Genomic DNA, 25,090 nt, shown 5'->3' on the forward strand with positions numbered 1-25,090 from the left:
CTTGCACTTCATGCCCACACCGCTGTCGCGTCACTTTCCCCAACACCCGCGCCGATGAAACAGTACCTCGACTTCATGCGCCATGTGCAAGAGCATGGCACCGAAAAAGCCGACCGCACCGGCACCGGCACGCGCTCCGTGTTCGGCTATCAGATGCGCTTCGACCTGCGCCAGGGCTTCCCGGTGGTGACCACCAAGAAGCTGCACCTGAAGTCGATCATCCACGAACTGCTGTGGTTCCTGCAGGGCTCGACCAACATCAAGTACCTGAAGGAGAACGGGGTCAGCATCTGGGACGAATGGGCTGACGAGAACGGCGAACTGGGCCCGGTCTACGGCTCGCAGTGGCGCGCCTGGCCGACGCCCGACGGCCGGCACATCGACCAGATCAGCGAGCTGATGGCGCAGATCCGCAGCAATCCGGATTCGCGCCGCCTGATCGTGTCGGCCTGGAACGTGGGCGAGATCCCGCAGATGAAGCTGCCGCCCTGCCACGCCTTCTTCCAGTTCTACGTGGCGGACGGGCGCCTGTCCTGCCAGCTGTACCAGCGCTCGGCCGATATCTTCCTGGGCGTCCCGTTCAACATCGCCTCCTACGCACTGCTCACGCACATGATTGCGCAGCAGACCGGCCTGGACGTGGGCGATTTCATCTGGACCGGCGGCGACTGCCACATCTACAGCAATCACGCCGAGCAGGTGGCGACGCAGCTGTCGCGCGAGCCGCGCCCGTTGCCGCGGCTTGTCATCAAGCGCCAGCCGCAGAGCATCTTCGACTACCGCTACGAGGATTTCGAGCTTGACGGCTACGAACCTCACCCGGCCATCAAGGCACCGGTGGCCGTATGACATTGCTGACCCTGATCGTGGCCAAGGCCCGCAACAATGTGATCGGCCGCGACAACGCGCTGCCGTGGCGCCTGCCCGAGGATCTCGCGCACTTCAAGCGCACCACCATGGGCGCCCCCATCCTGATGGGCCGCAAGACCTGGGAATCCATCGGCAGGCCGCTGCCGGGCCGCCGCAATATCGTGGTGAGCCGCAACCCCGACCTGCGCATCGAAGGATGCGAGGTGGCGAACTCGCTCGAAGAAGCGCAGCGGCTGTGCGCGGGCACGGCGCAGATCTTCCTGATCGGCGGCGCGCAGTTGTACGCCGAGGCCCTGCCCAGCGCCGACCGCCTGGTGGTGACGGAGATCGATGCGGATATCGAAGGCGACGCGGTTTTCCCGCCGATCGACCCGCGCCAGTGGCTGGCCACCGCACGCGAATCGCATCACTCCGAGGCCAATGGCTTCGACTACGCCTTCGTGACCTACGAGCGCCCGCCCTCCGGCGAGGAATAAACCGGGCCTGGAAGCAAGAACCGCGCGGCGGCCCTGGCAACAGGCCGCTGCGCGGTCGTTTGCAGCGCCCGCCTCAGTTGCCGGCGATGGTCATCTGCTCGATCAGGATCGAGCCGGTTTCCTTCGTGCCGCGCACCAGCGTATCGGCGCCGATGGCGACGATCTGGCGGAACATCCCGGCCATGCTGCCGGCAATGGTGATCTCTTCCACCGGATAGCGGATCTCGCCGTTCTCCACCCAATAGCCCGAGGCACCGCGCGAATAGTCGCCGGTGACGTAGTTCACGCCCTGCCCCATCAGCTCCGTGACCAGCAGGCCGGTGCCGAGCTTGCGCAGCATGCCGGCGAAATCGTCGTCGGGCGTGGTCAGCTTGCTGGACAGCGTCAGGTTATGCGAGCCGCCGGCATTGCCGGTGGTCTTCATGCCCAGCTTGCGCGCCGAATAGGTGGAAAGGAAGTAGCCCTCCACCACGCCGCCGCGGACCACGTCGCGCGCATGGGTCCTCACGCCTTCCTCGTCGAACGGCGCGCTGCCCATGGCGCCCGGCAGGTGCGGCTGCTCGTGGATATGGATGTGCGGGGCGAACACGGCCTTGCCCAGCGTGTCGTAGAGGAACGTCGACTTGCGGTACAGCGCGCCGCCCGACACCGCCTGCACGAAGGCGCCCAGCAGGCCTGCCGCCAGCGGCGCCTCGAACAGTACCGGGCAACGGCGCGTGGAAAGCTTGCGCGAACCCAGGCGTGCCAGCGAGCGCTCGGCGGCATAGCGGCCGATATCCTCGGGCGCGGCCAGCGCGCCGGGAGCCCGCTTGGACGAGTACCAGTCGTCGCGCTGCATGCCGCTGCCGGTGCCGGCGATCGGCGCGCAGGAGATGAAGTGGCGCGAGTACGGGTAGCCGCCCGTGAAGCCGCGCGAGGTGGCCAGCACGAACTGCGAATGCTGGGCCGACACGCTGGCGCCATCGCTGTTGCGGATGCGCGGCGAGACGGCGAAGGCGGCGGCCTCGGCGCGGCACGCCAGCTCGATGGCCTGCGCGGCGTCGATGTTCCACGGATGGAACAGGTCGAGATCACGCGGGTTGTGTTCGAGCAGTTCTTCCTCCGCCAGGCCGGCGCAATCGTCCTCGGCCGTGAAGCGGGCGATGTTGTAGGCGGCCTCGGCCGTGGCGCGCAGCGCCGCCGGCGAGAAATCCGAGGTGCTGGCATTGCCGCGCCGCTTGCCGATCATCACCGTGACGCCCACCACCTTGTCGCGGTTCTGCTCGATAGTCTCCACCTCGCCCTTGCGTACCGAGACCGACAAGCCGCTGCCTTCGGAGATCTCGGTGGCCGCGTCGGTGGCGCCCAGTTCGCGTGCCACCCGCAGCACATCGGCGGCCATCTCGCTGAGCTGAGCCTGGGTATAGGTGAAATGGGCGGTCTGGTCTGCGGATTGATCCATTGTGGGCGCGGTCATCAAAAGTCCAAACAAGAATCATAGCAAGATAAAATGCCACCCATGACGCGAAACTCCCGCACCTCCCCCCGGAACGCCTCCGGCTTCCCCGGCCAGTTCGCCCCCGAACCGGACGAAGACGACCTGCCCAAGAGCAAGTCACAGAAAAAACGCGATATGCTCGCCCTGCAAGACCTGGGCGTGGAACTCGAAGCGCTGCCCAAGGATCGCCTGGCGCGCGTACCCATGCCCGAAGCGCTGGCCGACGCCATCCGCGATGCGCGCCGCATCACCAACCACGAAGGCAAGCGCCGCCAGATGCAGTTCGTGGGCAAGGTCATGCGCAGGCTGGACGACGCCGAGGTCGATGCCATCCAGCGCGTGCTGGAAGCCTTCAAGGGCGCCAGCAAGTCCGAGACGGCCAAGCTGCACCTGGTCGAGCGCTGGCGCGAACTGCTGCTGGCCGATGACGCCGCGCTGACGAAGTTCCTGGCCGAACACCCCGATACCGATGTGCAGGCGCTGCGCAACATCATCCGCAATGCCCGCAAGGAACGCGAACTGAGCAAGCCGCCGCGCTATTTCCGCGAGTTGTTCCAGGCGGTCAAGAGTGCGCTGGACGGCACCCAGGCAGCCGCCGGCGAAGCCGAGCCACTGCCGGACGGCGAAGCCAGCGACGAATGACCGCAAACCCGGAGCCAAGATGACGCAGACCACCACCCCCGCGACGACCCATCCCGTGGCCCGCAAGCATCCGGACGAACTGGTGGTCGGCTTCGTCTCGATCTCCGACCGCGCCTCGGCCGGCACCTACCAGGACGAAGGCATCCCGGCGCTGCGGGACTGGTTCGGCCGCGCCCTGACCTCGCCCTGGCAGGCCGTCGAACGGCTGGTGCCCGACGAGCAGGCGCTGATCTCGCGCACGCTGATCGAACTGGTCGACGTGGCCGGCTGCGACCTGGTGCTGACCACCGGCGGCACCGGTCCGGCGCGCCGCGATGTCACGCCGGAAGCCACGCTGGCTGTCGGCACCAAGGAAATGCCCGGCTTTGGCGAACAGATGCGCCAGATCAGCCTGCATTTCGTGCCGACCGCGATCCTGTCGCGCCAGGTGGCGGTGATCCGCGAGACCGCCAGCCGCGCCGCGCTGATCATCAACCTGCCGGGGCAACCGCGCGCCATCCGCGAAACGCTCGAAGGCCTGCGCTCTGACGATGGCAAGACCATCGTGCAGGGCATCTTTGCCGCCGTGCCCTATTGCGTGGACCTGATCGGCGGACCGTACATCGAATCCGACGAGGCGGTGGCCAGGATATGGCGGCCCAAGCAGGCCATCCGCGCCAGGCCCGCGGCCTGAGCGGCCAGGCTTCAGCGCAGCCCGAGGTAGAGCCCCAGCGGCACGAACACCACCGCGCCGACATTGCCCAGCAGCACGATCGAAGCCACCTGGTCGGGCTCCTGGCGGAAGTGGTCGGCCACCAGGAAGTTGAGCACCGCGGGCGGCAGCGACGCGAACACGAACAGCAGCCCGCGCTGGAGCTGGGTGAGCGGCACCACCTGCGCCAGCAGCAAGGCACACGCAATGCCTGTCAGCGGGCATACCGCGGCGCCGATCGCGCCCATGGTCCAGTTGCGCAGGTTCACGTCCTTCATGCGCACCCCGAGCGCGAACAGCATCAGGGGCACGGTAGCGTCGCCCAGCAGCTTGACCGATTGCAGCACCGGCTCGGGCAACGCGAACCACGGCCGCGCCAGCGACAACCCCACCCCCGCCACGGTCGCCAGCACCATCGGGTTGCGCGCGATCTGCGCCACCCGCGCATGGCGGTTGACGATCTTCATGCCGATGGTGAAGTGCATCAGGTTGGAGGCGGCGAACAGCGCCACCGCCGGCGCCAGCCCGACCTGCCCGAAGGCGAATACCGACAGCGGCAGGCCCATGTTGCCGCAGTTGTTGAACATCATCGGCGGCACGAAGGTGCGCGGGTCAGCCCGCAGCAGGCGCGCACCGAGCCATGCGAGCACACCGGAACCCAGCACCACGGCCACCGCGCAGCCAAGCAGCTCGAACTGGTCGGCCAGCACGAAATCCTTGCTGACGAAGGCCGAGACCACCAGCAACGGCGCGATCACGTCCAGCGTGGCGCGGTTGATGCCCGCCATGTCGGGATGCGCGCGCCGCCCGTACAGCCAGCCCACCAGGATGATCAGGATGACCGGGGTGATGATCGAGACGATGCGCGCGAACATGAAAGGTGGCTGCGGTAATTAACAAGGCGCCCCGCGAGGCGCCTCGTGAGTGGCGTGGAATGCTCGTATCAGGCCGCCGGGGCGGACGGCGCCACGGGCGCATCGGCGGCCACAGCCGCGGCGGGCGCCGGATGGCGGATGAAATGCGTGCGGTAGTAGCGCAGCTCTTCCACCGATTCCAGGATGTCGGCCAGGGCCGTGTGCAGCTGGCGCTTGACGAAGCCCTTGTGGATGGCCGGCTCCCAGCGCTTGCACAGCTCCTTCAGGGTAGACACATCGAGGTTGCGGTAGTGGAAGAACGCCTCCAGCTTGGGCATGTAGCGCGCCATGAAGCGGCGGTCCTGGCAGATCGAGTTGCCGCACATGGGCGACTTGCCAGCCGGCACCCAGCGCTTGACGAAGGCCAGCAGCTCGGTCTCGGCCTGGGCTTCGCTCAGGGTCGATGCCTTGACCTTGTCGATCAGGCCGGAGCGGCCATGGGTGCCCTTGTTCCAGTTGTCCATGCCGTCGAGCACGGCGTCTTCCTGGTGGATCACCAGCACCGGGCCTTCGGCCAGGATATTGAGTTCCGAATCGGTCACCACGATCGCGATCTCGATGATGCGGTCCTGGTCCGGCATCAGGCCGGTCATCTCCATGTCGAGCCAGATCAGGTTGTTTTCGCTCTTGACGGATTTGGCGCCGGCGCCGGCGTGCGTGTTTTGGCTGGTCATCTGGACTGCAATCGAAGGAGAAGCAAGAAGGGGCGCACCCGGGCCCGGACGATGAACACGGGGCGCCAGGCGCGAACAACTTATAATTCTCGCATATCCGCCGCCGCGGCCGGCCTTCGGCCCTGCACGGCAACGGTTCACACGACAAGGCCCCGCCCGATGTTCACGTTTCTGTTCCTCGCCGCCCTGATGCTGATGGTGCTGACCAAGCTCTGGCTGGCAGCCCGCCAGGTGCGCCATGTGGCGCAACACCGTCACGCGGTGCCCGGCCGCTTTGCCGACACCATCACGCTGGCTTCGCACCAGAAGGCAGCCGACTACACCATCGCGCGCACCCGCTTGTCGATGCTGGAAGTGCTGGCCGGCGCCGCGCTGCTGATCGTCCTGACCATGCTGGGCGGGCTGCAGTGGATCAACCAGTTCTGGCTGGACACCTTCGGCCCGGGCTATGCCTACAGCGTCGCGCTGATCGCCAGCGTGGCCGTGGTCGGCGGCCTGGTCGACCTGCCCTTCTCGGTCTATGGGCAGTTTGTCATCGAACAGCGCTTCGGCTTCAACCGCATGAGCTGGCAGCTTTACCTCGTCGACCTGGTCAAGATGACCGCGGTCGGCTGCGCGCTCGGCCTGCCCCTGCTGCTGGCCGTGCTCTGGCTGATGGAGCATATGGGCCAATACTGGTGGGCCTGGACCTGGCTCACCTGGATCGCATTCACCGTGTTCGTGCAGATGATCGCGCCGTCGGTGATCATGCCGCTGTTCAACCGCTTCGAGCCGCTGGCCAATGCCTCGCTGGAGGCGCGCATCACGCGCCTGCTGCAAAAGTGCGGCTTCCGCAGCCGCGGCCTGTTCGTGATGGACGGCAGCAAGCGCAGCGCGCACGGCAACGCCTACTTCACCGGCTTCGGCGCCGCCAAGCGCATCGTCTTCTTCGATACGCTGATGGAGCGCCTGGCGGACGACGAGATCGAAGCGGTGCTGGCGCACGAGCTCGGCCATTTCAAGCGCCGTCATATCCTCAAGGGCATGGTGGTCAGCTTCGCGCTGAGCCTGGCCTTCCTGGCCGCGCTGGGCTGGCTGGCCAGCCGCACCTGGTTCTACACGGGCCTGGGCGTGCTGCCCAACCTCGGCACCAGCAACCATGCGCTGGCGCTGGTGCTGTTCTTCCTGACGTTGCCGGTGTTTACGTTCCTGCTCGGGCCGCTGGCCAGCCAGACCTCGCGCCGCCACGAATTCGAAGCGGATGCCTTTGCCGCGGGACAGACCGACGCCGGCCACCTGATCTCGGCGCTGGTCAAGCTGTACAAGGACAACGCCTCGACCCTGACCCCCGATCCGCTCTACAGCGCCTTCTACTACTCGCATCCGCCCGCGGCACAGCGGATCGACCGCCTGCTGGCGCACGCATGAGCCGCGCCGCCAGAGGGGGCCAGCAGCGCGCCGCAAGCGCTGCCAAGGGCAATGGTGCAGCCACGGAAGAAGCGCTGGTCGTCGCCGCGCACGGCCGCCACTATGTGATCGAACTGGGCGACGGCAGCCGCCTGCACGCCTTTCCGCGCGGCAAGCGCAGCGAGTGCGCCGTGGGCGACCGCGTCAATATCGAGTACGCCTCCGCGGACCAGTGCGTCATCACCAGCGTCAAGCCGCGCAAGAACCTGCTGCACCGCTCGGACCAGTTCAAGTCCAAGCTGCTGGCCGCCAATATCGACCAGGTGGTGATCGTGCTGGCGACCGAGCCGGGTTTCTCGGAAGACCTGCTCGGGCGCGCGCTGGTATCGGCCGAAGCGCTGGAAATCCGGCCGCTGATCGTGCTCAACAAGGTCGACCTGACCGCGCGCCTCGACGAAGCCCGCAGCCGGCTCGCGCCCTACCAGGCGCTGGGCTACGAGATCCTCTACATGTCCGTGCACGGTGCGCCGGAAGACGCGCTGGCGCAGTTGCGCCCGCGCCTGGCGCAGCGCGCCAGCATCCTGATCGGCCAGTCCGGCATGGGCAAGTCCTCGATGCTGAACCTGCTGATCCCGGGCGTCGAAGCGCAGACGCGGGAGATCTCGGCCAAGCTGGATTCGGGCAAGCACACCACCACGTTCACGCGGCTCTACCACCTGCCGGCAAGCGTGGATAGCGATGCCGACCATGGCGAGCGCCAGCGCGGCTGCCTGATCGACTCGCCCGGCTTCCAGGAATTCGGCCTGCATCATCTCAGCGAGGGCATGCTCGAGCGCGCCTTCCCCGAGTTCCGGGCGCGCCTGACCGAGTGCCGTTTCTACAACTGCCACCACATCAACGAGCCCGGCTGCGGCGTGCTGGCGGCCATCGAGGCAGGCGAGATCTCGGAACGCCGCCATCAGCTCTACACGCAGCTGCTGCACGAATCCCGCCAGCAAAAGCCGTGGTAAGGTGATCGGGCGCCCACCCGGCGCGCCCGATCCTCATGAAACTACTGCTCTCCACCCCTTCGCTCGTGCATGCGGCGCATTGCCAGAACCTGCTGGAAGCCGCCGGCATCCGCGCTGACCTGCGCAATACCTGGCTGGTCGGCGCGATGGGCGACATTCCGTTCCGCGAAAGCGCGCCCCAGGTCTGGCTGATCGACGACGAGATGGAAGCCCAGGCATGGGCGGTCTTGCGCGCGGCCGCCAACCCGCCCTCCGGGCCAGGCTGGCAGTGCTTGTCCTGCGGGGAATGGCACGAGGCGCAGTTCGGCTCGTGCTGGCAATGCGGGGCGCCGCGCCAGGGCTAGCCTGGCGCCTGGCGCTTCAGCCCACCCACAGCGCCAGCGACAGCATCGCCAGCAGCAGCATCCACAGCACCACGGCTCGCCACACCAGGCCGATGGCCGATTGCAGCGTGCGCACGCCGGGTTCCGCGCCGAACTCGGGCGCGACCGGCTCGGGCTCGCTGTCGCCCTCCATGCCCGGCGCATAGTCCACCGCCGGGCCGGCCACGATGGTGCGCAGCACCACGGCGGAGTCGGCCTCCGCCAGCGGCACGCCGAGGCGTACGCCGAGCGCGCCGCCGCCGCTGGCCAGCAAGATGCCGTTGACCGCGTCGTTCCACTTGCGCGCATGGTTGCGCCACGCGTAGACCGCGTCTTCGAAGTTACCGACGATGGCAAAGCCCACCGCGGTCAGCCGCGAGGGAATCCAGTCCAGCAGATAGAAGGCACGCGCGGCAAAGCGACCGAGCGCGGGACTGCGCTCAGTGGAAGGCAGGTTCCAGTGGCGCGCCAGGTATTCGGTGATCCGGTACAGCACTACCCCGCCCGGGCCGATCGGCACCAGGAACCAGAAGAACACGCCGAACACATGGCGGTGGACCGCCACGATGGCGGCCTCGAGCGTGTGGCGCACGATCTCGGTGACCGGCATTTCCACGGTATCGAGCCCGGTCCACTGGTGCAGCAGCGCGCGGGCGCGCGGCAGGTCGTCGCGGTTGAGGGCTTCGTGGATGTCGGTGAAGAAGTGGCTGAACTGCCGGAATCCGAGCGTCAGGTAGAGCAGCAGGACATTCCAGGCGAGCGTGAGCGCCACGCTGATCGAAGCCAGCAGGTAGTGCACCACCATGGCCGTGAGCGTCAGCGGCAACACCACCGTGAACCAGGCCAGCGCGGCATCGCGCGGACGGCCTGTGTCGAACGCGTGTTCGGCCCGCTCGGCGAGCACGCGCACGATGTCGTAGATCGGATTGTTGCGGCCCAGGGCGCGGAACTGCTCGGCGATCAGCGCGAGGAGAACGGATACAAAAGTCATCTCTGGTCTGGGGGTCGATGGCCGGAGCGCGCCGGAAGCGGCAAGTGCCGGCCCGTGCGCTTATCTATAGCGAGAAGATAGCACACGCCAAACCCGCCAAGACAAAGCCCCGCAGACCGCCGGTGCGCCGGCGGGCTGCGGGGCTTGCCAGGACCGCCGCGGGCGCCTCAGGGCAGGTCGAAGACCAGCACTTCCGCGTTGTCTCCACCGGACAGGGCCACGGCGTCCACGCCTTCGATCTTCGCGGCGTCGCCGGCTTCGAGCGCCTTGCCGTTGATATTGACGCGGCCGCGCGCCACATGCACGTAGGCGCGCCGTTGCGGGGCGAGCGCGAGCGTGGCGGACTCGTCACCGTCGAACAACCCGGCGTACAGGCGCAGGTCCTGGTGGATCACCACCGAGCCTTCGGCGCCGTCGCGGCTGCCCACCAGGCGCAGGCGTCCGCGCTTGTCGGCGGCTTCGAAACGCCGCTCCTCGTAGCCGGGCTCGAGATTCGCCGCCTCCGGCAGGATCCAGATCTGCAGGAAGTGCGTGGTGTCGTGCGCCGCGTGGTTGTACTCCGAATGGCGCACGCCGGTGCCGGCGCTCATGCGCTGCACATCGCCCGGACGGATCACGCTGCCGTTGCCCATGCTGTCCTTGTGGGCCAGTTCGCCCTCCAGCACATAGCTGATGATCTCCATGTCGCGGTGACCGTGCGTGCCGAAACCCATGCCTGGCGCGACGCGGTCTTCGTTGATCACACGCAGCGGCCCGTACTGGACGTGGCCGGCATCGTAGTAGTCCGCGAAGGAAAAGCTGTGGTAAGACTTGAGCCAGCCATGATCAGCGTATCCGCGTTCACCCGCCTTTCTGATTTCAATCATTTTGACGGCCCTCCTTCAGGCCACATCGGCACAGAGACTGAGTCCTGGCCTTGCGCTACGTTTCGATACTAGGCAGTTTATGGGCGCAGGAGTATATTAAGCGGGACGATCTTCGTAGCAATCATTCAGAATTTCTGAACATGGCCCTCTCTCTCGAATCCCTGGAAGTCCTCGATGCCATCGAGCGCAAAGGCAGCTTTGCCGCAGCCGCCCACGAGATGGGCAAAGTGCCGTCGGCGCTGACCTATGTGGTGCGCAAGCTGGAAGAAGACCTCGACGTGCTGCTGTTCGACCGCCGCCGCCACCGCGCCGAGCTCACGCCCGCCGGACGCGCCCTGCTCGACGAAGGCCGCCACCTGCTGCACGCCGCCGACGACCTGGCGCGCCGCGTCAAGCGGCTGGCCACCGGCTGGGAAGCCACGCTGACCATCGTGGTGGACGACCTCATCAATTTCCGCGCGCTGCTGCCGGTGATCCAGGATTTCTATGCCGAGAACACCGCCACCCGGCTGCGCTTCGCCAAGGAAGTGCTGGGTGGCGCCTGGGACGCGCTGGTCAGCAACCGCGCCGACCTGGTGATCGGCGGCGCCTACGACGCGCCGAGCACGCAGGGCTTCCAGGTAAGGCCGATGGGCACCATGCCCTTCGTCTTCGCGGTGGCCGCGCATCACCCGCTGGCCACCGAGCCCGGCCCGCTCACCACCATCCAGATTGCCAAGCACCGCATCGTGGCCGTCGGCGACACCTCGCGCAACCTGCCTGCCCGCACCCACGGCGTGCTGGCCGGGCAGGACGTGCTGGTGGTGCCCACCATGCGCGACAAGCTCGAGGCGCAGATCCGCGGCCTGGGCTGCGGCTGGCTGCCGGCGCCGATGGCGCAGCCTTTCATCGAGAGCGGCGTGTTGCAGGCGCGCGAGACGCTCGAGGTGCGCGCGCCCGGCAATTTCAAGGTGGCCTGGCGCACCAGCACGCGCGGCAAGGCGCTGCAATGGTGGGCCAGCAAGCTCGAAGACCCGCGCCTGGTGCAGGCATTGCTGCAACAGCAGCCGGGGCAGCCCGACTGACACCGGCTGCGGTATCGATGATGTTCCGATGAAGTCCAGATGACGTCCCACGCCCCGGCCCCCGGTTATTGCGGCCGCTTTGCCCCCTCGCCCACCGGCCCGCTGCACATGGGCTCGCTGGTCACCGCGCTGGCCAGCTGGCTCGATGCGCGCGCGCACCGCGGCCGCTGGCTGGTGCGCGTCGAAGACATCGACTATCCGCGCTGCGTGCGCGGCGCAGACCAGCAGATCCTGCATACGCTGGAACGCCTCGGCCTGCATCCGGACGCGCCGCCGCAGTGGCAAAGCCGCCACGAGGCGTCATATGCCGATGCACTGCGCCGGCTCGATGCCGGCCACCAGACCTACCCCTGCGGCTGCTCGCGCAAGGAAATCGCCGACTCGCTGCTGCATGCGCGCGAGCGCCACCAGACGCTCGGCTATCCGGGTACCTGCCGCGACGGCCTGCACGGCAAGCTGCCGCGCGCCTGGCGCGTGCGGGTGCCGGATGGCGACGCGGCGCTGATCTGCTTCGACGACCGCTGGCAAGGCCGGCAATGCCAGAACCTCGCGACCGAGGTCGGCGATTTCGTGCTGCGCCGTGCCGACGGCCTGTGGGCCTACCAGCTCGCGGTGGTGGTGGATGACGGGCAGCAAGGCATCACGCATATCGTGCGCGGCGCCGACCTGCTCGATTCCACGCCGCGGCAGATTCACCTGCAGCACCTGCTCGGCCTGCCTACGCCGTCATACCTGCACGTGCCGGTGGTCACCAACGAGATCGGGGAGAAACTCAGCAAGCAGAGCGGCGCGGAATCGGTCGATGCACTGGAGCCGCTGGCGGCATTGCGCGCGGCGGGCGCCCACCTCGGCCTGGCGAGCGGAGCGGATTCGATGCAGGGCTGGCTGGCGGAGGCTACCGCCGGGTGGGAAGCGCTGCTCGAACGGCAGCGCAGGGGACAACGCTAGCTTTCCCGGCGCCCGCGCGCGCGGGCATCGCCGGATGCGGCGCGCCAGGCGCGCCGTCGACAGGTCAGGACTTCCTGGGCACGCCACCCAGCAGCGCCGCCAGCGGGCGCTTGGGCGCGGGCCGGCCGCGACCGAACGCGGCGGCGTGGTCGGCGGCTTCCGGCTGCACGGACGCGGCACCGCCGCTGGGCTCGTAGGGACGCGAGAAGAAAGGATCGTCGGAAGGACGGAAGGCATTGCGCGAGCTGACGGGATCGTGCCTGCGCGGACGCGGCTCTTCTTCCGTGCCGGGGCGGCTGCGGCGCACATCGGTGCGGGCGCGGCGGCGCTCGCTTTCTTCGGCGCGCGCATTGGCGCCGGTGGGGTCGAACCCTTCCAGCGCGCTGCGCGGGATGCTGCGCTTGAGCAGCTTCTCGATATCCACCAGCAGGCGCTCGTCGCTCGGCACGTAGATCGACAGCGCATCGCCGGTGGCGCCGGCGCGGCCGGTACGGCCGATGCGGTGCACGTAGTCCTCGGCGCTGAACGGCAGGTCGAAGTTGATCACGCAGGGCATGTCGGGAATGTCCAGGCCGCGCGCCGCCACGTCGGTGGCGACCAGCGCGTCGATCGCGCCCTGCTTGAAGCCGTCGAGCGTCTGCATGCGCTCGGTCTGGGTCTTGTCGCCATGGATGGCGGCCGCGTTGATGCCTTCGCGCTCGAGATGGCGGGCCAGGCGCGAGCAGCCGATCTTGCTGTTGACGAAGACGATGCACTGGCGCGACAGCCCTTCGCCGGCGCGCTTCTTCAGCAGGTGCACGACGGCGGCCTGCTTGTGGCCGTCCTCGACCTGGAACACGGCCTGGCGCACGTTCTCGTTGGCCGAGTTGCTGCGCGCGACTTCGATGGTGACCGGCTGGCGCAGGTAGCTCGAGGCGAGACGCTTGATCTCGGTGGAGAACGTGGCGGAGAACAGCAGCGTCTGGCGCTGTGCCGGCAGCAGGTTGATGATGCGCTGCAGGTCGGGCAGGAAGCCCATGTCGAGCATGCGGTCGGCCTCGTCCAGCACCAGCATCTGCACCTGCGACAGGTTCACCGATTTCTGCTGCACGTGGTCAAGCAGCCGGCCCGGGGTGGCCACCAGGATCTCGACGCCGCGGCGCAGGGCTTCGGTCTGCGGGTTCATGTCGACGCCGCCGAACACCACCGTGCTGCGCAGGTCGGTGTGCTGGGCGTAGCGGGCCACGTTGTCGTAGACCTGGTCGGCGAGTTCGCGCGTGGGCGTCAGCATCAGTGCGCGCACCGGATGGCGGGCGGGCGATGCGCTGGCGCTGGCCATCGGCAGCAGACGCTGGATGATGGGCAGCGCAAAACCGGCGGTCTTGCCGGTACCGGTCTGGGCCGCGCCCATGACGTCCTTGCCCAGCAGCACCACGGGGATCGCCTGCGCCTGGATCGGCGTGGGCTTGGTATAGCCTTGCTCGGTCAGCGCGCGCAGGATGCGCGCGTCGAGTCCAAAGCTGTCGAAGGTGATCTCGGGGGTGGTCTGGCCGGTGGTCGCGGCGGTCTCGGTGGTCGTAGTCGTCATGGTTTCCGTGTCTTGCAGGAGGCGAACCCGGCGCCAGCGGACACGCGTCTTGAACCGAGCGGGGAAGATCTGCGCGTGGATTTCGGGGCGCGGCCGGGCAGCGTGACTGCCGCCGCTTGCCGTGCACTGCCAGTGCCTTTCGCGGGGAATTCCGCCGCGAGATCAATAGCTCATGTAAATCAAAGACTTAGATTGTAGCATCAGAGCCGCTCCGATGGGTAGTACGGGTGTGGCGCCCAAGGCAGTTTAAGCGCGACTGATTTCAGGCTGATGTCAGGCGGGCCTGGCCGTGCGGGTGCACACGGCAGTACCGCAAACGCCCCACGCGCGCCGCGCCAGGCCGGCTCCCCGCCCTTCGCTCCGTTTCTTCGCCCCGTTTCCTCGCCTCGTCCGCCATTGTTTGCCATTTTTAAATTTCAAACGTATACAAATGCTTACGCGTGTCCTATGCTGGGTTCAGCGCATCACTTCCAGGCCGCCCCCAATGCAAACCGTCTCCGTCCGCATTCCCGAAGAAGACCTCGCCTGGCTGGGAAACCTCCGGTTGCCCGGCACCAGCAGCCCCAGCGACAAGATCCGCGCGCTGCTGGCCGATGCGCGCCGGCGTGCCGAGGGATCGTCGGACTACATCGGCTGCCTGTCGCTGCTGCGCGACCAGGTGCGCCCGCTGCTCGACGCTGCGCAAGCCCTGGAACTGGATCACCAACTGCATTCGGAAATCGTCCCGACGCTGGCCATGCAACTGCCCGAACTGATGGCCAGCCTGATCGCCGGCGTGCCGGCCGGCGACCAGGCGCCCGCGCAGGCGCGCGAACTGGAAGCCCGCCTGACCGCGCGCGCCATGCGCATGCTGCTCGGCATGCTGCGCCTGGCCGTGACCCAGCGCACGCCGGCCTACGATCCGGCCGTACTGGACGCCTATATCCCGGAAGTGTTAGAACTGGCAACATTGATCAGGAGCGCGCGCCCGGCCGGCTAGAACCAGTCCGCCTCGACGCTCGCCGCGGCGAGGCGCCCAATCGATGCACCGAGGAACCACACCATGACGACAGAAGGCCTGGGTAACCGAGTGAAGCGACTGCTGACCGCCAATGTCCACGCGCTGGTCAGCTCGCTGGAAAGCCGCACGCCGCAAGCCGTGCTCGAGCAATACCTGCGCGAGTTCGACGAAGTCATCGCCCAGGCCCGCATCGGCCTCGGCCAGCACGAAGCGGCCAAGCACCAGGCCGCCAAGGCCATCGCGCGCGTCAACAACGAGATCGAGAAGCTCGACGAGCAGGTCAGCGTCGCGCTCGACCGCGGCGACGAAGCGGCCGCACGCGCAGGCACCTCGCGCCAGATCGACCTCGAAGACCAGCTCGGCACGCTCAACGCCGGCCTGCAGGAAGCCGTGGAAAAATCGGCAGCGACGGAATCCGACCTGCTCGGCCTGCGCGCCAAGCGCGCCGAGATGGAGCAGGCCCTGGCCGCGATGGTGGCCGCACGCGTCGCGGCCGGCGTCACGGCTGGCGGCGCGGCCGCCAACGCCGGCAGCAGCGCCGCCGGCAACGCGGCCGTCCGCGCCGGGCAGCTCGAACAAGGCTTCAACCGCACCATGACCAGCGCCACCGGCATCGCCGGGCTGGGCACCGGCGGCTCGGACGCAGACCCCTCGCTGCTCAAGCGGCTCGAGACCTTGCACAAGGAACAGCGCATCAGCGAAAGACTGGAGCGCCTCAAGGCGGCGACGGCCGGGCAGGCGGGGCGCGGCGGCAACCCCGCCTGAGCCGCGCGGCAGCCGCCGCCGCGCCCGCCGCCCCTGACCGATTCATCACAACAAGAAGCCAAAATGAATCAGCTGTTATTGCCGGGCAATGCCCCGTTCGTAGTAGCGATTGGCCTGATGGTGGTGATTGGCTTGCTGGAGGCCCTGGCCGTATTGCTGGGCCTGGGCCTGTCCGAGCACGCCGATAATTTCCTCGTCACCCATTTCGCGCTCGACCACGCCGATGCCACCGGCTCGGATGCAGGGGTCATCGGCCAGTTCCTCGGCTGGCTGCATGTGGGGCGGGTGCCGCTGCTGATGCTGGTCGTGCTGTTCCTGACGGGGTTCGCCATCGCCGGCCTGATCCTGCAGTGGATGCTGGCGGCCCTGGCCGGCCACATGCTGCCGGTACCGGTGGCGGTGGCGCTGGCCACGCTCGGCGCGCTGCCCTTCGTCAGGAAAGCCGGCAGCGTGGTGGCGCGCTATTTCCCGCAGGACGAATCCTCCGCGGTGTCCGAACTGGATTTCGTCGGCCGCATCGCGCAGATCACGGCCGGCGAGGCCTCCGCCGGCACGCCCGCCGAGGCGCGCCTGGTCGACGAATACGGACAACCCCACTACATCCGCGTGGAGCCGGACGAGCCCGCGCAGCGCCTGCCACGCGGCGAGAGCGTGCTGGTGGTGGCGCGCGTCTCGGCCACCTTGTACCGTGTCATCGCCAACCCGCGGCCGGACCTGCTCTAGCGCCGCGCAGCCCTCGCCTTCTCGCTGTCCCACGGTCTTTCCATGAACTAAGGGAGTGTCAAAACCAAAATGGATTCCATCATCTTCTGGGGTGTCATCGGGCTGGCCGGGGTGATCGGCCTGTGCATCGTCGGCCTGATCTTCTCGCGCCTGTACACGCGCGCTTCCGCGGAACGCGCCTTCGTGCGCACCGGCCTCGGCGGGCAGAAGGTCATCATGAGCGGCGGCGCCATCGTGCTGCCGGTGTTCCATGAAATCATCCCGATCAACATGAACACGCTCAAGCTCGAGGTCAGCCGCGCCTCGCGCGACAGCCTGATCACCAAGGACCGCATGCGGGTCGACGTGGTGGTGGCCTTCTTCGTGCGCGTCAAGCCCACCGTGGAAGGCGTCTCCACCGCCGCGCAGACCTTGGGCCAGCGCACGCTCGCGCCGGAGAGCCTGCGCGCGCTCGTGGACGACAAGTTCGTCGACGCGCTGCGCTCCACCGCCGCCCAGATGAGCATGCAGGACCTGCAGGATGCACGCGAGCAGTTCGTGCAGGGCGTGCAGAATACGGTGGCCGAAGACCTCACCAAGAACGGCCTGGAACTGGAGAGCGTGTCGCTCACCAACTTCAACCAGACCTCGAAGGAATTCTTCGATCCCAACAACGCCTTCGATGCCGAGGGCCTGACCAAGCTGACGCAGGAAACCGAGCGCCGCCGCAAGGAGCGCAACGAGGTGGAGCAGGACACCGAAGTCGCCGTGCGCGAGAAGAACCGCGACGCGCTGGCCAAGAAGCTGGCGATCGAGCAGCAGGAATCGTTCATGAAGCTCGAGCAGGAGCAGCAGGTCAAGACCCGCACCGCCGAGCAGAATGCGCGCATCGCATCGTATGAGGCCGAGCGGCGACAGGAAGCCGAGCAAAGCCGCATCACGGCCGAGCGCCAGGTCCAGGAATCCGAGATCCAGCGCGAGCAAGCCGTGCGCACGCGCAAGGTGGAAGCCGAGCGCGACGTGCGGGTCAAGGAGATCGAGCAGCAGCGCGTCACCCAGATGGCCGCCATCGAGCAGGCCAAGGTCACGGAAATCGCCGCGCAGGAAAAGGCCATCGTGATCGCCGCCAAGTCCGAAGCGCAATCGCAGGCGCAGTCGCGCGCCAACGAGGCGCTGGCCGAGGCGGTCAAGGCCGAGCAGATGGTGGAGACCACGCGCCGCACCGCCGAAGCCGACCGGGCCAAGCAGGTCGCGCTGATCGAAGCGGCACAGGAAGCCGAGACCCAGGCCGTGCACGTGACCACGCAGGCGCGCGCCGAGCGCGAAGCCGCGCAGATGCAGGCCACCGCCATCGTCGAACTCGCCGAGGCCGCGCGCAAGAAGGGGCTGGCCGAAGCCGAGGCGCAGCATGCGCTCAACGACGCCATCAACGCGCTGTCTTCGGACCAGACCAGCCTCAAGTTCAAGCTCGCGCTGCTGCAGGCACTGCCTGCCGTGATCGAGCAGAGCGTGGAGCCGATGAAGGCCATCGACGGCATCAAGATCATCCAGGTCGACGGCCTCAATCGGGGCGGCGTCGCAGTGCCGGGAGATGCCGGCAACGGCGGGGGCAATGCCGGCAACGGCGGCAGCAACCTTGCGGAGCAGGCGATGTCCGCGGCCCTCTCCTACCGCGCCCACGCGCCGCTGATCGATTCGCTGCTGAAGGAAGTCGGCTTGTCCGGCGGCACGCTGCAGGGCCTGGTGCCCGGCCTCGCCGCCGGCTCGCCGGATGGCGGGAACGCCCAGGTCTTCCCGCTCCCGCATGCCGCCGCGCATGCCAACGGCACGCCGCGCGCCGATTCCTGAGCGCGACCGCCTGGCAAGCGCCCACAGGCGAGAGAGGCCGCCGGACAAGACAGCCGGCGGCCTCCTTCACTCCCGGCCGGCAACCTTCCCGCCGGCCAGTCCAGGCATCGGCCCTCAGTCGCCCTTGATGCCGTTGTCCTGGATCACCTTGCCCCACTTCTTGTAGTCGTTGCGCATGCGCGTGGCCAGTTGCTCGGGCGGCATGTAGGCCGCGACCGTGCCCGCGCCCAGCATCTTCTCCTGCACCACCGGATCGGCCAGCGCCGCCTTGAGTTCGGCCGACAGCTTCGCGACCACGTCCTTGGGCGTGCCGGCGGGCGCCAGCAGGCCACCCCAGGCGGTGGCTTCGAAGCCGGGGAAGCCCTGCTCCGCCACCGTCTTCACATCGGGCGTGAAACTCACGCGCTTGGCCGAGCCGACTGCGATCGGGCGCAGCTTGCCGGCCTTGATATGCGGCAGCGCCGCGATCATGTCGGAGAACATCATCGGCACCTGGCCGGCCAGCAGGTCGGAGATCGCCGGCGCGCTGCCCTTGTACGGCACGTGCTGCACGTCGAAATGCCCGAGGCTCTTGAGCAGCTCGGTCGAGAGGTGGCCAAAGCTGCCGTTGCCCGCGCTGGTGTAGTTCATCGCACCGGGCCTGGCCTTGGCGCGCGCGATGTATTGCTGCAGGTCCGTCACGTCGGGCAAGGCTTGCGGGTTGACCACCATGACGATAGGCAGGTCATAGGCAGCGCCGATCGGCGTGAAGTCCTTGAAGATGTCGTAGCCCTTGCGCGCGATCAGGTGCGGCGCCAGCAGTGTCGGCGTGGCCAGCACCATCAGCGTGTAGCCGTCGGGCGCGCTCTTGGCTACCCCTTCCGCGCCGATCGTGCCGGATGCGCCCGGGCGGTTGTCCACCAGCACCGTCTGCTTGAGCGATTCGCCGATCTTCTGGCCGATGATGCGCGCGGCGGTGTCGGTGGGCCCGCCCGGCGGGAATGGCACCACCAGCCGGATCGGCTTGGACGGGTAGGCCTGGGCGAATGCCTGCGATGCGCACAGCGGCAAGGCGGCTGCCAGGATGATCGCGCCCGCGCGGCGCGTGAAAGTACGGCGGCTTGTCTTCTGCATGATGAGTATGAAACGTGATCCGGCAATGACGCGGCCGGCTCCACAGCCCGCGCACGCGTCGGCCACCCGGCAAACCAAGGGGAACGACAGGACAAGGCTTCGATGGTCTCCTCCGCGGCCGGTCATGGCCGGTCGCCATTCTTGATGGCCGGCGGGCGCATGCCTGCCCGTTTCCCCGGGGTGTGGCCGCCGGGAGCCTCAGGGAATCAGAGCGCCAGCGGACCGGCGCGGAACAGCCGTGCATCCATCACGCGCAGGTCGCTGGCCACCGCGATCTCGGTGGCGCACTGGTCGAGCACGTCGCGCTGCAGATCGATGCCGGGCGCAATCTCGATCAGCGTCAGGCACTCCGCGCCGATCGCGTCGGGCCGCATCTCGAACACCGCGCGCTCGGTGATGTAGAGCACGGGCACGCCCATCGACGCCACATAGGGCCCGTTGAAGCTCAGGTGGGAGACGTGGGGCACGATCTTCTTGACGCGCCCTTCGCGCACGATGCGCAGCGCCCCATTCTCGACGCTCACCTCGAGCCCGCCCGCCGTGAGCGTGCCGACGAAGACCACGGCCTTGGCGCTCTGCGTGATATTGATGAAGCCGCCGACGCCGGCGATCAGCGCTTCGGCACCTTCGCCGAACTTGCTCACGTTGACGTTGCCGTGCCCGTCCAGCTCGGCCAGGCCGAGGATGGCCAGATCGATGCCGCCGCCCTCGTAGAAATCGAATTGCGCGGGCTGGTCGATCACGGCCTCCGGATACGCCGATGCGCCGAAGCTCAGCCCGTCCGCCGGCGTGCCGCCGATCGGACCGGCTTCCACGGTGAGCGTGAAGCCATCGAGGCCGGCCCCGGATGCCAGCATGCCGACAGCCGCCGGCATGCCCACGCCGAGATTGACCACGCGCGGCTGGCGACGCGCCAGCTCCAGCGCAGCGCGCCGCTGCACGATGGTGCGCGCGTCGAGCGCGACATCGGCTTGCGCGGCATGCTCGCCGGCCGCTTCGGCTTCCTCGCCCCGCCACGGCGTCACGTAGGCGGGGTTGAACGCCTCCGCGAAGGTCATCTGGTGATGCGCGGGGTCCTGGCTGACGACGACGTAGTCCACCAGGATGCCGGGCACGTGGATGGCCTGCAGGTTGTCGTGATGGTCCACCAGCGACTCCACCTGCGCGATCACGATGCCGCCGGAGTTGTGGGCGGCCTGCGCCAGCGACAGCAGTTCGTGGTGAAAGGCCTCGCGATGCGTGCTCAGGTTGCCGCGGCTGTCCGCGGCCGTGCAGCGGATCAGGGCGCAGTCGATGCGAAAGCTCGGGTAGAAGAGATATTCGTCGCCGCGGAATTCGATCGCTTCGACCCAGTTCGCGCGGTTCTCCGCGATGGCCTGCTGCCCGCCGCGGTTGATGGCGCCGCCATGGTAGCGACTGTCCTGCGCCGTGCGCGGATCGACGAAGGTATGCAGGCCGATCTTGCTCATCACGCCGGGCTTGCCGCCCGCGATGGCGCGGTACAGGTGCGTCAGCACGCCCTGCGGCAGGTTGTAGCCCTCGCACTGCTCGGCCATGGCGAGCGCGGCCAGCCGCGTGGCGGAACGCCAGTGCCCGCCGACGATGCGGCCCGTCATGCCGGCATTGCCGAAGTGGTTGACGCCGCGCGCGCCGCGGTCGCCCTGCCCGGCCGAGTACACCAGCGTCAGGTCGCGCGGCAGCCCGCACTCCAGGAAACGCTGCTCGAGCGCGCTGGTCACAGCCTCCGCATGGCCCGCGCCCACGAAACCGGCGCTGGCCACGGTCCACTGCGATTGCACGAGCGCAGCAGCCTGCTGCGCGCTGATGACCTTCATGGCTGTCTCCGTCTGTTCTTCCAGTCCGTTCTGTGCCGGACCGCATTCCGCGAACAAATGTTCGCAAAACGCATATCATACGGAGGCATGTCCGTATCGCGCAAGTGCGCTCAGGGCAATAAAATCCCCCGTTTCGATCGTTCCCCATCCACAAGCAGCCCATGAACCGTGCAAGAGCGGCAGACGAGGTCCCCGCGGCCGACCCGCAAGAAAAGAGCGAGTTGCTCGATTCCCTGACCAAGGGCCTGGCGCTGCTGCGCCTGTTCGCCTCCGGCGCGGGCAGCCTCACCATGCAAGAGGTGGCCGAACAGCTCGATGTTACCCGTGCCGCCGCACGCCGCCTGTTGCTGACGCTGCAGCACAACGGATACCTGGCGCAGGACGGGCGTGAGTTCTCCATCACGCCGCGCGTGATGGACCTGGGCTACGCCTATTTCGCCTCGATGGACCTGCCGCGCCTGGCCGGACCCTATCTGAAGGCGCTCGCCGAGCAGGCCGGTGAAACCTGTTCGCTCGGCGTGCTCGATGGCGAATCGGTGGCGCTGGTGGCGCGCGAGGAGCCGCAGCAGATACTGCGCGTGGACATGGGAGTCGGGCGCCGCATGCCCGCCTATGCGCACTCGCTCGGGCGCGTGCTGCTAGGCGGCCTGGACGACGAGGCGCTCGATGCGTACCTCGCCACCGCCCAACTGCGCAAGCTCACCCCGTTTACCGTCAGCTCGCGCACCGCGCTGGCGCGCACCCTCAGGCAGGTGCGCAGCCATGGCTACTGCACGCTGATCAGCGAGCTCGTGGATGGCTACGCCGGCATCTCCGTGCCGCTGCGCGCGGCCTCCGGCAAGGTGGTGGCGGGCGTGGGCTTCAGCATGGTGCTGGGCAGCCGCGACGAGGCCCATCTCGTGCGGCACTACCTGCCGGCGCTGCAGCGCGCGGCGCAGGAAATCGAAGCGGTGCTGCGCAGGAGCTGACCCGGCGAACCACGGCTGTCGTCGCGCACGATCCGGGCAGCAGCACCGCGCTGTCACCCGGCAAGCCCGCACACCGCATCGGGCGGGATCACCGCCCGCCCACATGGCGGCCGGGCACTACCGCCGCCGGACATGCGCCCTCGATGCGCCTTCACTGCTGGCGCTCCACCATTGCCGCCAGCACTGTCTGCAGCGGCACGGTGCCCTTGCGCGTGTCTGCCTGCGCCGCCTCGAAGTCGATCCAGCCGGCGTTGAAGCCATCGAGCATCTGCGCGCGCGGCACCGGGTTGTTCATGCCCTGCGCGCGGAACAGCGCTTCCCACGAGGCACGCGGAACAACCTGCGCCTTGACCTCACGGCCCAGGAGTGTCGAGAGCGCGGCGGCAATCTCCAGCGGAGCGATGCGGCGCGGCCCTTCCAGCTCCACGACCCGGCGCCCTTCCCAGGATTGCTGCAGCAACTCCGCCGCGACGCGGCCCACATCGGCCGTCGCCACCATCGGCACCGGCTTGTCCAGCGGCTGCAGGTAGCTGGCGAGCACACCGTGAGCAAGCGCCGGCTCGATGTCCCACAGTGTGTTTTCCATGAACCAGCCTGCGCGCACGAAGGCAACCGGCACCGGCAGCGTGCCCAGCTCGCGCTCCATGTGGGACAGCTGCTGCAACAGGTTCGGCTGGGTTGCCTGCGCGCCGATGGTCGACAGGCAGACCACGCGCCGCGGCCGGGCGGCCAGCAGCGCCTGGCGCAATGCCGTCACGATCGCACGCGACTCGGACAGGTCGGCGCAGGGATCGAAGTTCGGCGGCAGCAGCACGAACACCGCCTCGGTGCCCGTGAAGGCACGCTGCAGAGCCTGCGCATCACTCATCTCGGCGAGCGCGACCTCGCAGCCCTGCGCGGCCCATTCGGCACCCTTGTGCGCCGAGCGCACCACCGCGCGCACATCCCTGCCAGCGGACAACAGCGCACGCGCCACCACACCACCCACCTTCCCGGTAATCCCAGTCACAGCAAACATCGTCATCTCCAGTCGGTCGCGGCACGCGCCGCGGTGACCGAATTGTGGTTTCCGCCGGGGAATTTAGCGATAACATGCCTGTCACTTGATTGATGACTGCGAGGCATCGATGAGCTTCGACGAGCGGATCCTGGACGGCATCGGCGTGCTGCTGGCGGTGGTCGACAACGGCGGCTTCGCGCGCGCCTCCGAGGCGCTGGACATGACGCAATCCGGCGTCAGCCGCGCCATCGCGCGGCTCGAAGCCCGGCTCGGCATCCGCCTGTTCGACCGCACCACGCGCACCGTCGCGCTCACCGACGATGGCCGCCGCTTCTACGAAGACATGCTGCCGCTGCTCGCGCAACTCGAGGAAACCACCGCCTCCGCGGGCAAAGGCGTGAGCGTGGTGCGCGGCCGCTTGCGCGTCAACATGGACCCGCTCTTCTCGCGTCTCGTGATCGCCCCGCGCCTCGGCGCATTCGTCGAAGACCACCCCGACCTCACGCTCGACCTGGTCACGCGCGACAACCTCGGCGACATGATCGGCGACGGTTTCGACCTGGCCTTCCGCTTCGGCTTTCCGCGCGCCTCCACGCTGGTCGCGCGCAAGCTGCTCGACATCCCGGTGCTGACCGTGGCTGCGCCCTCGTACCTCAAGCGGCATGGCGCGCCGCAGACGCCGTCTGACCTCGAGAGCGGCGCCCACGCCTGCATCCACTTCCGGGATCCGGAGACAGGCCGGCCCTTCCAGTGGGAATTCCATCGCGGCGATGAACGCATCCTCATCCAGGCCAGGGGGCGGCTGACGGTCAACGATGTCGGCACCATGCACAGCGTCTGCATGGCCGGCCACGGCATCGCGCAGGTGCTCCAGCTCGGCGCCGAGAGCCTGCTGGCTGACGGCCGGCTCGTGCCGGTGCTCACCGACTGGCCCGACGAGCGCTTTCCGCTGTACGCGCTCTATCCCTCGCGGCATCACCTGCCCGCCAAGGTACGGGCCTTCATCGATTTCGTCGCGGCGCTGTGCGTGCGCTAGCCGGCTGCAGGCGCGGCGGGCGGCATAATCGACACAACCGGCGTTAAGTCCCACGCCGCTCAAGAAGGAAGAAGACGTGCCATTCATCATTGCCGGCCTCGCGCTGATCGGGGCCCTCATCTACGGCGCGGTCCGGCTCTACGCAGCCGTGGCCGCCATGTACGGCTCGCTGGCCGGCACGGCGGCGGTTGCCACCGGCGTGGCGCTGCTGGCCGCGCTGGCCGCCAGCCTGCTGCGCCGCTACCGCGCCATCCACGGAAAGAAGATCAACGGCGAACGCGTCGTGTCCCTGGCCGGCCCGTGGGGCAGCATCCGCATCGACGCCGAGAACAAGCGCGGCTATCTCGACCTGGGCGGGCGGCAAGCGAAATTCCTGTTCGCCGATATCGCCGGCGCCAAGGCGGCGGACATCGGCGGCAGGTGGACGGTCGGCCTGGCGCTGGAGCACCACGCGCAAGCCAGCTGGGAGTTACCGATGGCGAGCCGCAAGGAAGCGCTGCGGTGGGAGAAGATCATCGGGCTGGCGGCGGCCCAGCAGCTTTAGGCGTCGAAGGCGGATGGCGGAAGGCGCGAGCGCACTGCGCATGCCCGCCGCCGTTCACCCTGCTTGCCCAGGCCTGGCTTCTCCATCGCGGCCTTTTCCTGCCGCATCGCTTGCGCCGCGTACTTCGCGTACGTCGCGCCATCCGTGTAGCGGATCTCCATGTGGGAGCGCGCCAGCGATTCCGCTTAGTCCGGCACCTCCATCGCCGTTCCGGCGTAGCCCAGAAAGCCCCGTGTTTCACGCGGAATAGACGGGTATTTCGGCGCGTTCGTGCGTTGACCCACGCAAATTGCCTACCTTATGATCGGCCCGCATGGCTGTCGAATGGCGCCATGCATCCC

The 25,090-nt window shown here is 68.0% G+C and carries 26 protein-coding genes; 16 read left to right on the forward strand and 10 right to left on the reverse strand.

Going from position 1 to position 25,090, the window contains the following annotated elements; genetic code table 11:
* Nucleotides 1-54 precede the first annotated feature (54 nt).
* Together AC1DKV_RS15165 and AC1DKV_RS15170 are read left to right on the forward strand one after the other, a co-directional pair.
* Nucleotides 55-849, forward strand: a complete 795-nt coding sequence (locus tag AC1DKV_RS15165; RefSeq protein ID WP_441643179.1) for a thymidylate synthase — start codon at nt 55-57, stop codon at nt 847-849.
* The gene (locus AC1DKV_RS15170; RefSeq protein ID WP_441613093.1) at nt 846-1,346 is read left to right on the forward strand and encodes a dihydrofolate reductase; all 501 of its coding nucleotides are present in this window, start codon (nt 846-848) and stop codon (nt 1,344-1,346) included. Before AC1DKV_RS15165 ends, AC1DKV_RS15170 begins: the two co-directional genes overlap by 4 nt.
* 73 nt (nt 1,347-1,419) lie before the next feature.
* Here the strand turns inward: AC1DKV_RS15170 and pmbA are convergent, their stop codons facing one another.
* Nucleotides 1,420-2,787, reverse strand: a complete 1,368-nt coding sequence (gene pmbA / locus AC1DKV_RS15175) for a metalloprotease PmbA (protein ID WP_441613094.1) — start codon at nt 2,785-2,787, stop codon at nt 1,420-1,422.
* Nucleotides 2,788-2,844: 57 nt separating this feature from the next.
* On the opposite strand from pmbA, the gene yjgA reads away from it, so the two are divergent.
* On the forward strand, nt 2,845-3,465 hold the full coding sequence (gene yjgA / locus AC1DKV_RS15180) for a ribosome biogenesis factor YjgA (RefSeq protein WP_441613095.1): 621 nt from the start codon (nt 2,845-2,847) through the stop codon (nt 3,463-3,465).
* Between the two features lie 19 nt (nt 3,466-3,484).
* Entirely contained in the window at nt 3,485-4,138 is a 654-nt protein-coding gene (mog, locus tag AC1DKV_RS15185; protein WP_441613096.1) for a molybdopterin adenylyltransferase, read from the forward strand.
* An 11-nt stretch (nt 4,139-4,149) separates the two neighbouring features.
* Here mog and AC1DKV_RS15190 read toward each other — a convergent pair whose 3' ends face one another.
* Both AC1DKV_RS15190 and orn read right to left on the reverse strand, forming a co-directional pair.
* Nucleotides 4,150-5,031 (reverse strand): AEC family transporter, encoded by an 882-nt coding sequence (locus AC1DKV_RS15190; RefSeq protein ID WP_441613097.1) that lies wholly within the window; start codon nt 5,029-5,031, stop codon nt 4,150-4,152.
* 68 nt (nt 5,032-5,099) lie between these two features.
* Complete coding sequence (gene orn, locus AC1DKV_RS15195; RefSeq protein WP_441613098.1) at nt 5,100-5,744, reverse strand: oligoribonuclease; 645 nt, start codon at nt 5,742-5,744, stop codon at nt 5,100-5,102.
* A gap of 159 nt (nt 5,745-5,903) precedes the next feature.
* Here orn and AC1DKV_RS15200 point away from each other — a divergent pair, with 159 nt between their 5' ends.
* The 3 genes from AC1DKV_RS15200 to AC1DKV_RS15210 are packed head-to-tail and all read left to right on the forward strand — an operon-like array spanning nt 5,904 to nt 8,484.
* The gene (locus tag AC1DKV_RS15200) at nt 5,904-7,151 is read left to right on the forward strand and encodes a M48 family metallopeptidase (RefSeq protein ID WP_441613099.1); all 1,248 of its coding nucleotides are present in this window, start codon (nt 5,904-5,906) and stop codon (nt 7,149-7,151) included.
* Nucleotides 7,148-8,140: a ribosome small subunit-dependent GTPase A gene (gene rsgA / locus AC1DKV_RS15205; RefSeq protein WP_441613100.1), complete on the forward strand. Its 993-nt coding sequence runs from the start codon at nt 7,148-7,150 to the stop codon at nt 8,138-8,140. Before AC1DKV_RS15200 ends, rsgA begins: the two co-directional genes overlap by 4 nt.
* A 35-nt stretch (nt 8,141-8,175) precedes the next feature.
* On the forward strand, nt 8,176-8,484 hold the full coding sequence (locus tag AC1DKV_RS15210) for a putative signal transducing protein (RefSeq protein WP_441613102.1): 309 nt from the start codon (nt 8,176-8,178) through the stop codon (nt 8,482-8,484).
* A 16-nt stretch (nt 8,485-8,500) separates the two neighbouring features.
* Here AC1DKV_RS15210 and AC1DKV_RS15215 read toward each other — a convergent pair whose 3' ends face one another.
* The gene (locus AC1DKV_RS15215) at nt 8,501-9,493 is read right to left on the reverse strand and encodes a CobD/CbiB family protein (protein WP_441613103.1); all 993 of its coding nucleotides are present in this window, start codon (nt 9,491-9,493) and stop codon (nt 8,501-8,503) included.
* A 167-nt stretch (nt 9,494-9,660) separates the two neighbouring features.
* Nucleotides 9,661-10,359 carry a pirin family protein gene (locus tag AC1DKV_RS15220; RefSeq protein WP_441613104.1) on the reverse strand — a complete coding sequence of 233 codons (699 nt, stop codon included), beginning with the start codon at nt 10,357-10,359 and terminating at the stop codon, nt 9,661-9,663.
* Between the two features lie 140 nt (nt 10,360-10,499).
* Between AC1DKV_RS15220 and AC1DKV_RS15225 the strand changes: the two genes are divergently transcribed.
* Together AC1DKV_RS15225 and gluQRS are read left to right on the forward strand one after the other, a co-directional pair.
* A complete protein-coding gene (locus AC1DKV_RS15225) occupies nt 10,500-11,423 on the forward strand; it encodes a LysR family transcriptional regulator (protein WP_441613105.1) in 924 nt (307 codons plus the stop codon).
* A gap of 39 nt (nt 11,424-11,462) precedes the next feature.
* Entirely contained in the window at nt 11,463-12,371 is a 909-nt protein-coding gene (gluQRS, locus tag AC1DKV_RS15230; protein WP_441613106.1) for a tRNA glutamyl-Q(34) synthetase GluQRS, read from the forward strand.
* A 64-nt stretch (nt 12,372-12,435) separates the two neighbouring features.
* On the opposite strand, the gene AC1DKV_RS15235 is transcribed toward gluQRS, so the two are convergent.
* Nucleotides 12,436-13,938, reverse strand: coding sequence for a DEAD/DEAH box helicase (locus AC1DKV_RS15235; RefSeq protein ID WP_441613107.1), 1,503 nt, complete (start codon nt 13,936-13,938; stop codon nt 12,436-12,438).
* A 484-nt stretch (nt 13,939-14,422) separates the two neighbouring features.
* Here AC1DKV_RS15235 and AC1DKV_RS15240 point away from each other — a divergent pair, with 484 nt between their 5' ends.
* The 4 genes from AC1DKV_RS15240 to AC1DKV_RS15255 all read left to right on the forward strand — a co-directional run bounded on the left by AC1DKV_RS15240 (nt 14,423) and on the right by AC1DKV_RS15255 (nt 18,253).
* Nucleotides 14,423-14,917 carry a hypothetical protein gene (locus tag AC1DKV_RS15240; RefSeq protein ID WP_441613108.1) on the forward strand — a complete coding sequence of 165 codons (495 nt, stop codon included), beginning with the start codon at nt 14,423-14,425 and terminating at the stop codon, nt 14,915-14,917.
* Nucleotides 14,918-14,980: 63 nt separating this feature from the next.
* Nucleotides 14,981-15,703, forward strand: a complete 723-nt coding sequence (locus AC1DKV_RS15245; protein ID WP_441613109.1) for a PspA/IM30 family protein — start codon at nt 14,981-14,983, stop codon at nt 15,701-15,703.
* Nucleotides 15,704-15,766: 63 nt separating this feature from the next.
* Entirely contained in the window at nt 15,767-16,426 is a 660-nt protein-coding gene (locus AC1DKV_RS15250; protein ID WP_441613110.1) for a YqiJ family protein, read from the forward strand.
* A 69-nt stretch (nt 16,427-16,495) separates the two neighbouring features.
* On the forward strand, nt 16,496-18,253 hold the full coding sequence (locus AC1DKV_RS15255) for a flotillin family protein (RefSeq protein WP_441613111.1): 1,758 nt from the start codon (nt 16,496-16,498) through the stop codon (nt 18,251-18,253).
* A gap of 114 nt (nt 18,254-18,367) precedes the next feature.
* Here AC1DKV_RS15255 and AC1DKV_RS15260 read toward each other — a convergent pair whose 3' ends face one another.
* Both AC1DKV_RS15260 and AC1DKV_RS15265 read right to left on the reverse strand, forming a co-directional pair.
* Nucleotides 18,368-19,366 carry a Bug family tripartite tricarboxylate transporter substrate binding protein gene (locus tag AC1DKV_RS15260; RefSeq protein WP_441613112.1) on the reverse strand — a complete coding sequence of 333 codons (999 nt, stop codon included), beginning with the start codon at nt 19,364-19,366 and terminating at the stop codon, nt 18,368-18,370.
* 206 nt (nt 19,367-19,572) lie between these two features.
* Entirely contained in the window at nt 19,573-21,201 is a 1,629-nt protein-coding gene (locus tag AC1DKV_RS15265) for an acyl CoA:acetate/3-ketoacid CoA transferase (RefSeq protein ID WP_441613113.1), read from the reverse strand.
* Nucleotides 21,202-21,362: 161 nt separating this feature from the next.
* Here AC1DKV_RS15265 and AC1DKV_RS15270 point away from each other — a divergent pair, with 161 nt between their 5' ends.
* Complete coding sequence (locus AC1DKV_RS15270; protein WP_441613114.1) at nt 21,363-22,169, forward strand: IclR family transcriptional regulator domain-containing protein; 807 nt, start codon at nt 21,363-21,365, stop codon at nt 22,167-22,169.
* Between the two features lie 151 nt (nt 22,170-22,320).
* Here AC1DKV_RS15270 and AC1DKV_RS15275 read toward each other — a convergent pair whose 3' ends face one another.
* The gene (locus tag AC1DKV_RS15275; RefSeq protein ID WP_441613115.1) at nt 22,321-23,187 is read right to left on the reverse strand and encodes an NmrA family NAD(P)-binding protein; all 867 of its coding nucleotides are present in this window, start codon (nt 23,185-23,187) and stop codon (nt 22,321-22,323) included.
* Between the two features lie 109 nt (nt 23,188-23,296).
* Here AC1DKV_RS15275 and AC1DKV_RS15280 point away from each other — a divergent pair, with 109 nt between their 5' ends.
* Together AC1DKV_RS15280 and AC1DKV_RS15285 are read left to right on the forward strand one after the other, a co-directional pair.
* Nucleotides 23,297-24,205 carry a LysR family transcriptional regulator gene (locus tag AC1DKV_RS15280; protein WP_441613116.1) on the forward strand — a complete coding sequence of 303 codons (909 nt, stop codon included), beginning with the start codon at nt 23,297-23,299 and terminating at the stop codon, nt 24,203-24,205.
* Between the two features lie 76 nt (nt 24,206-24,281).
* Nucleotides 24,282-24,749 (forward strand): hypothetical protein, encoded by a 468-nt coding sequence (locus tag AC1DKV_RS15285; RefSeq protein WP_441613117.1) that lies wholly within the window; start codon nt 24,282-24,284, stop codon nt 24,747-24,749.
* On the opposite strand, the gene AC1DKV_RS15290 is transcribed toward AC1DKV_RS15285, so the two are convergent.
* A complete protein-coding gene (locus AC1DKV_RS15290) occupies nt 24,746-24,910 on the reverse strand; it encodes a hypothetical protein (RefSeq protein WP_441613118.1) in 165 nt (54 codons plus the stop codon). The two genes, AC1DKV_RS15285 and AC1DKV_RS15290, sit on opposite strands and share 4 nt — an antisense overlap.
* Nucleotides 24,911-25,090: the final 180 nt, after the last annotated feature.

Source organism: Cupriavidus sp. 05T41 (assembly GCF_056396525.1).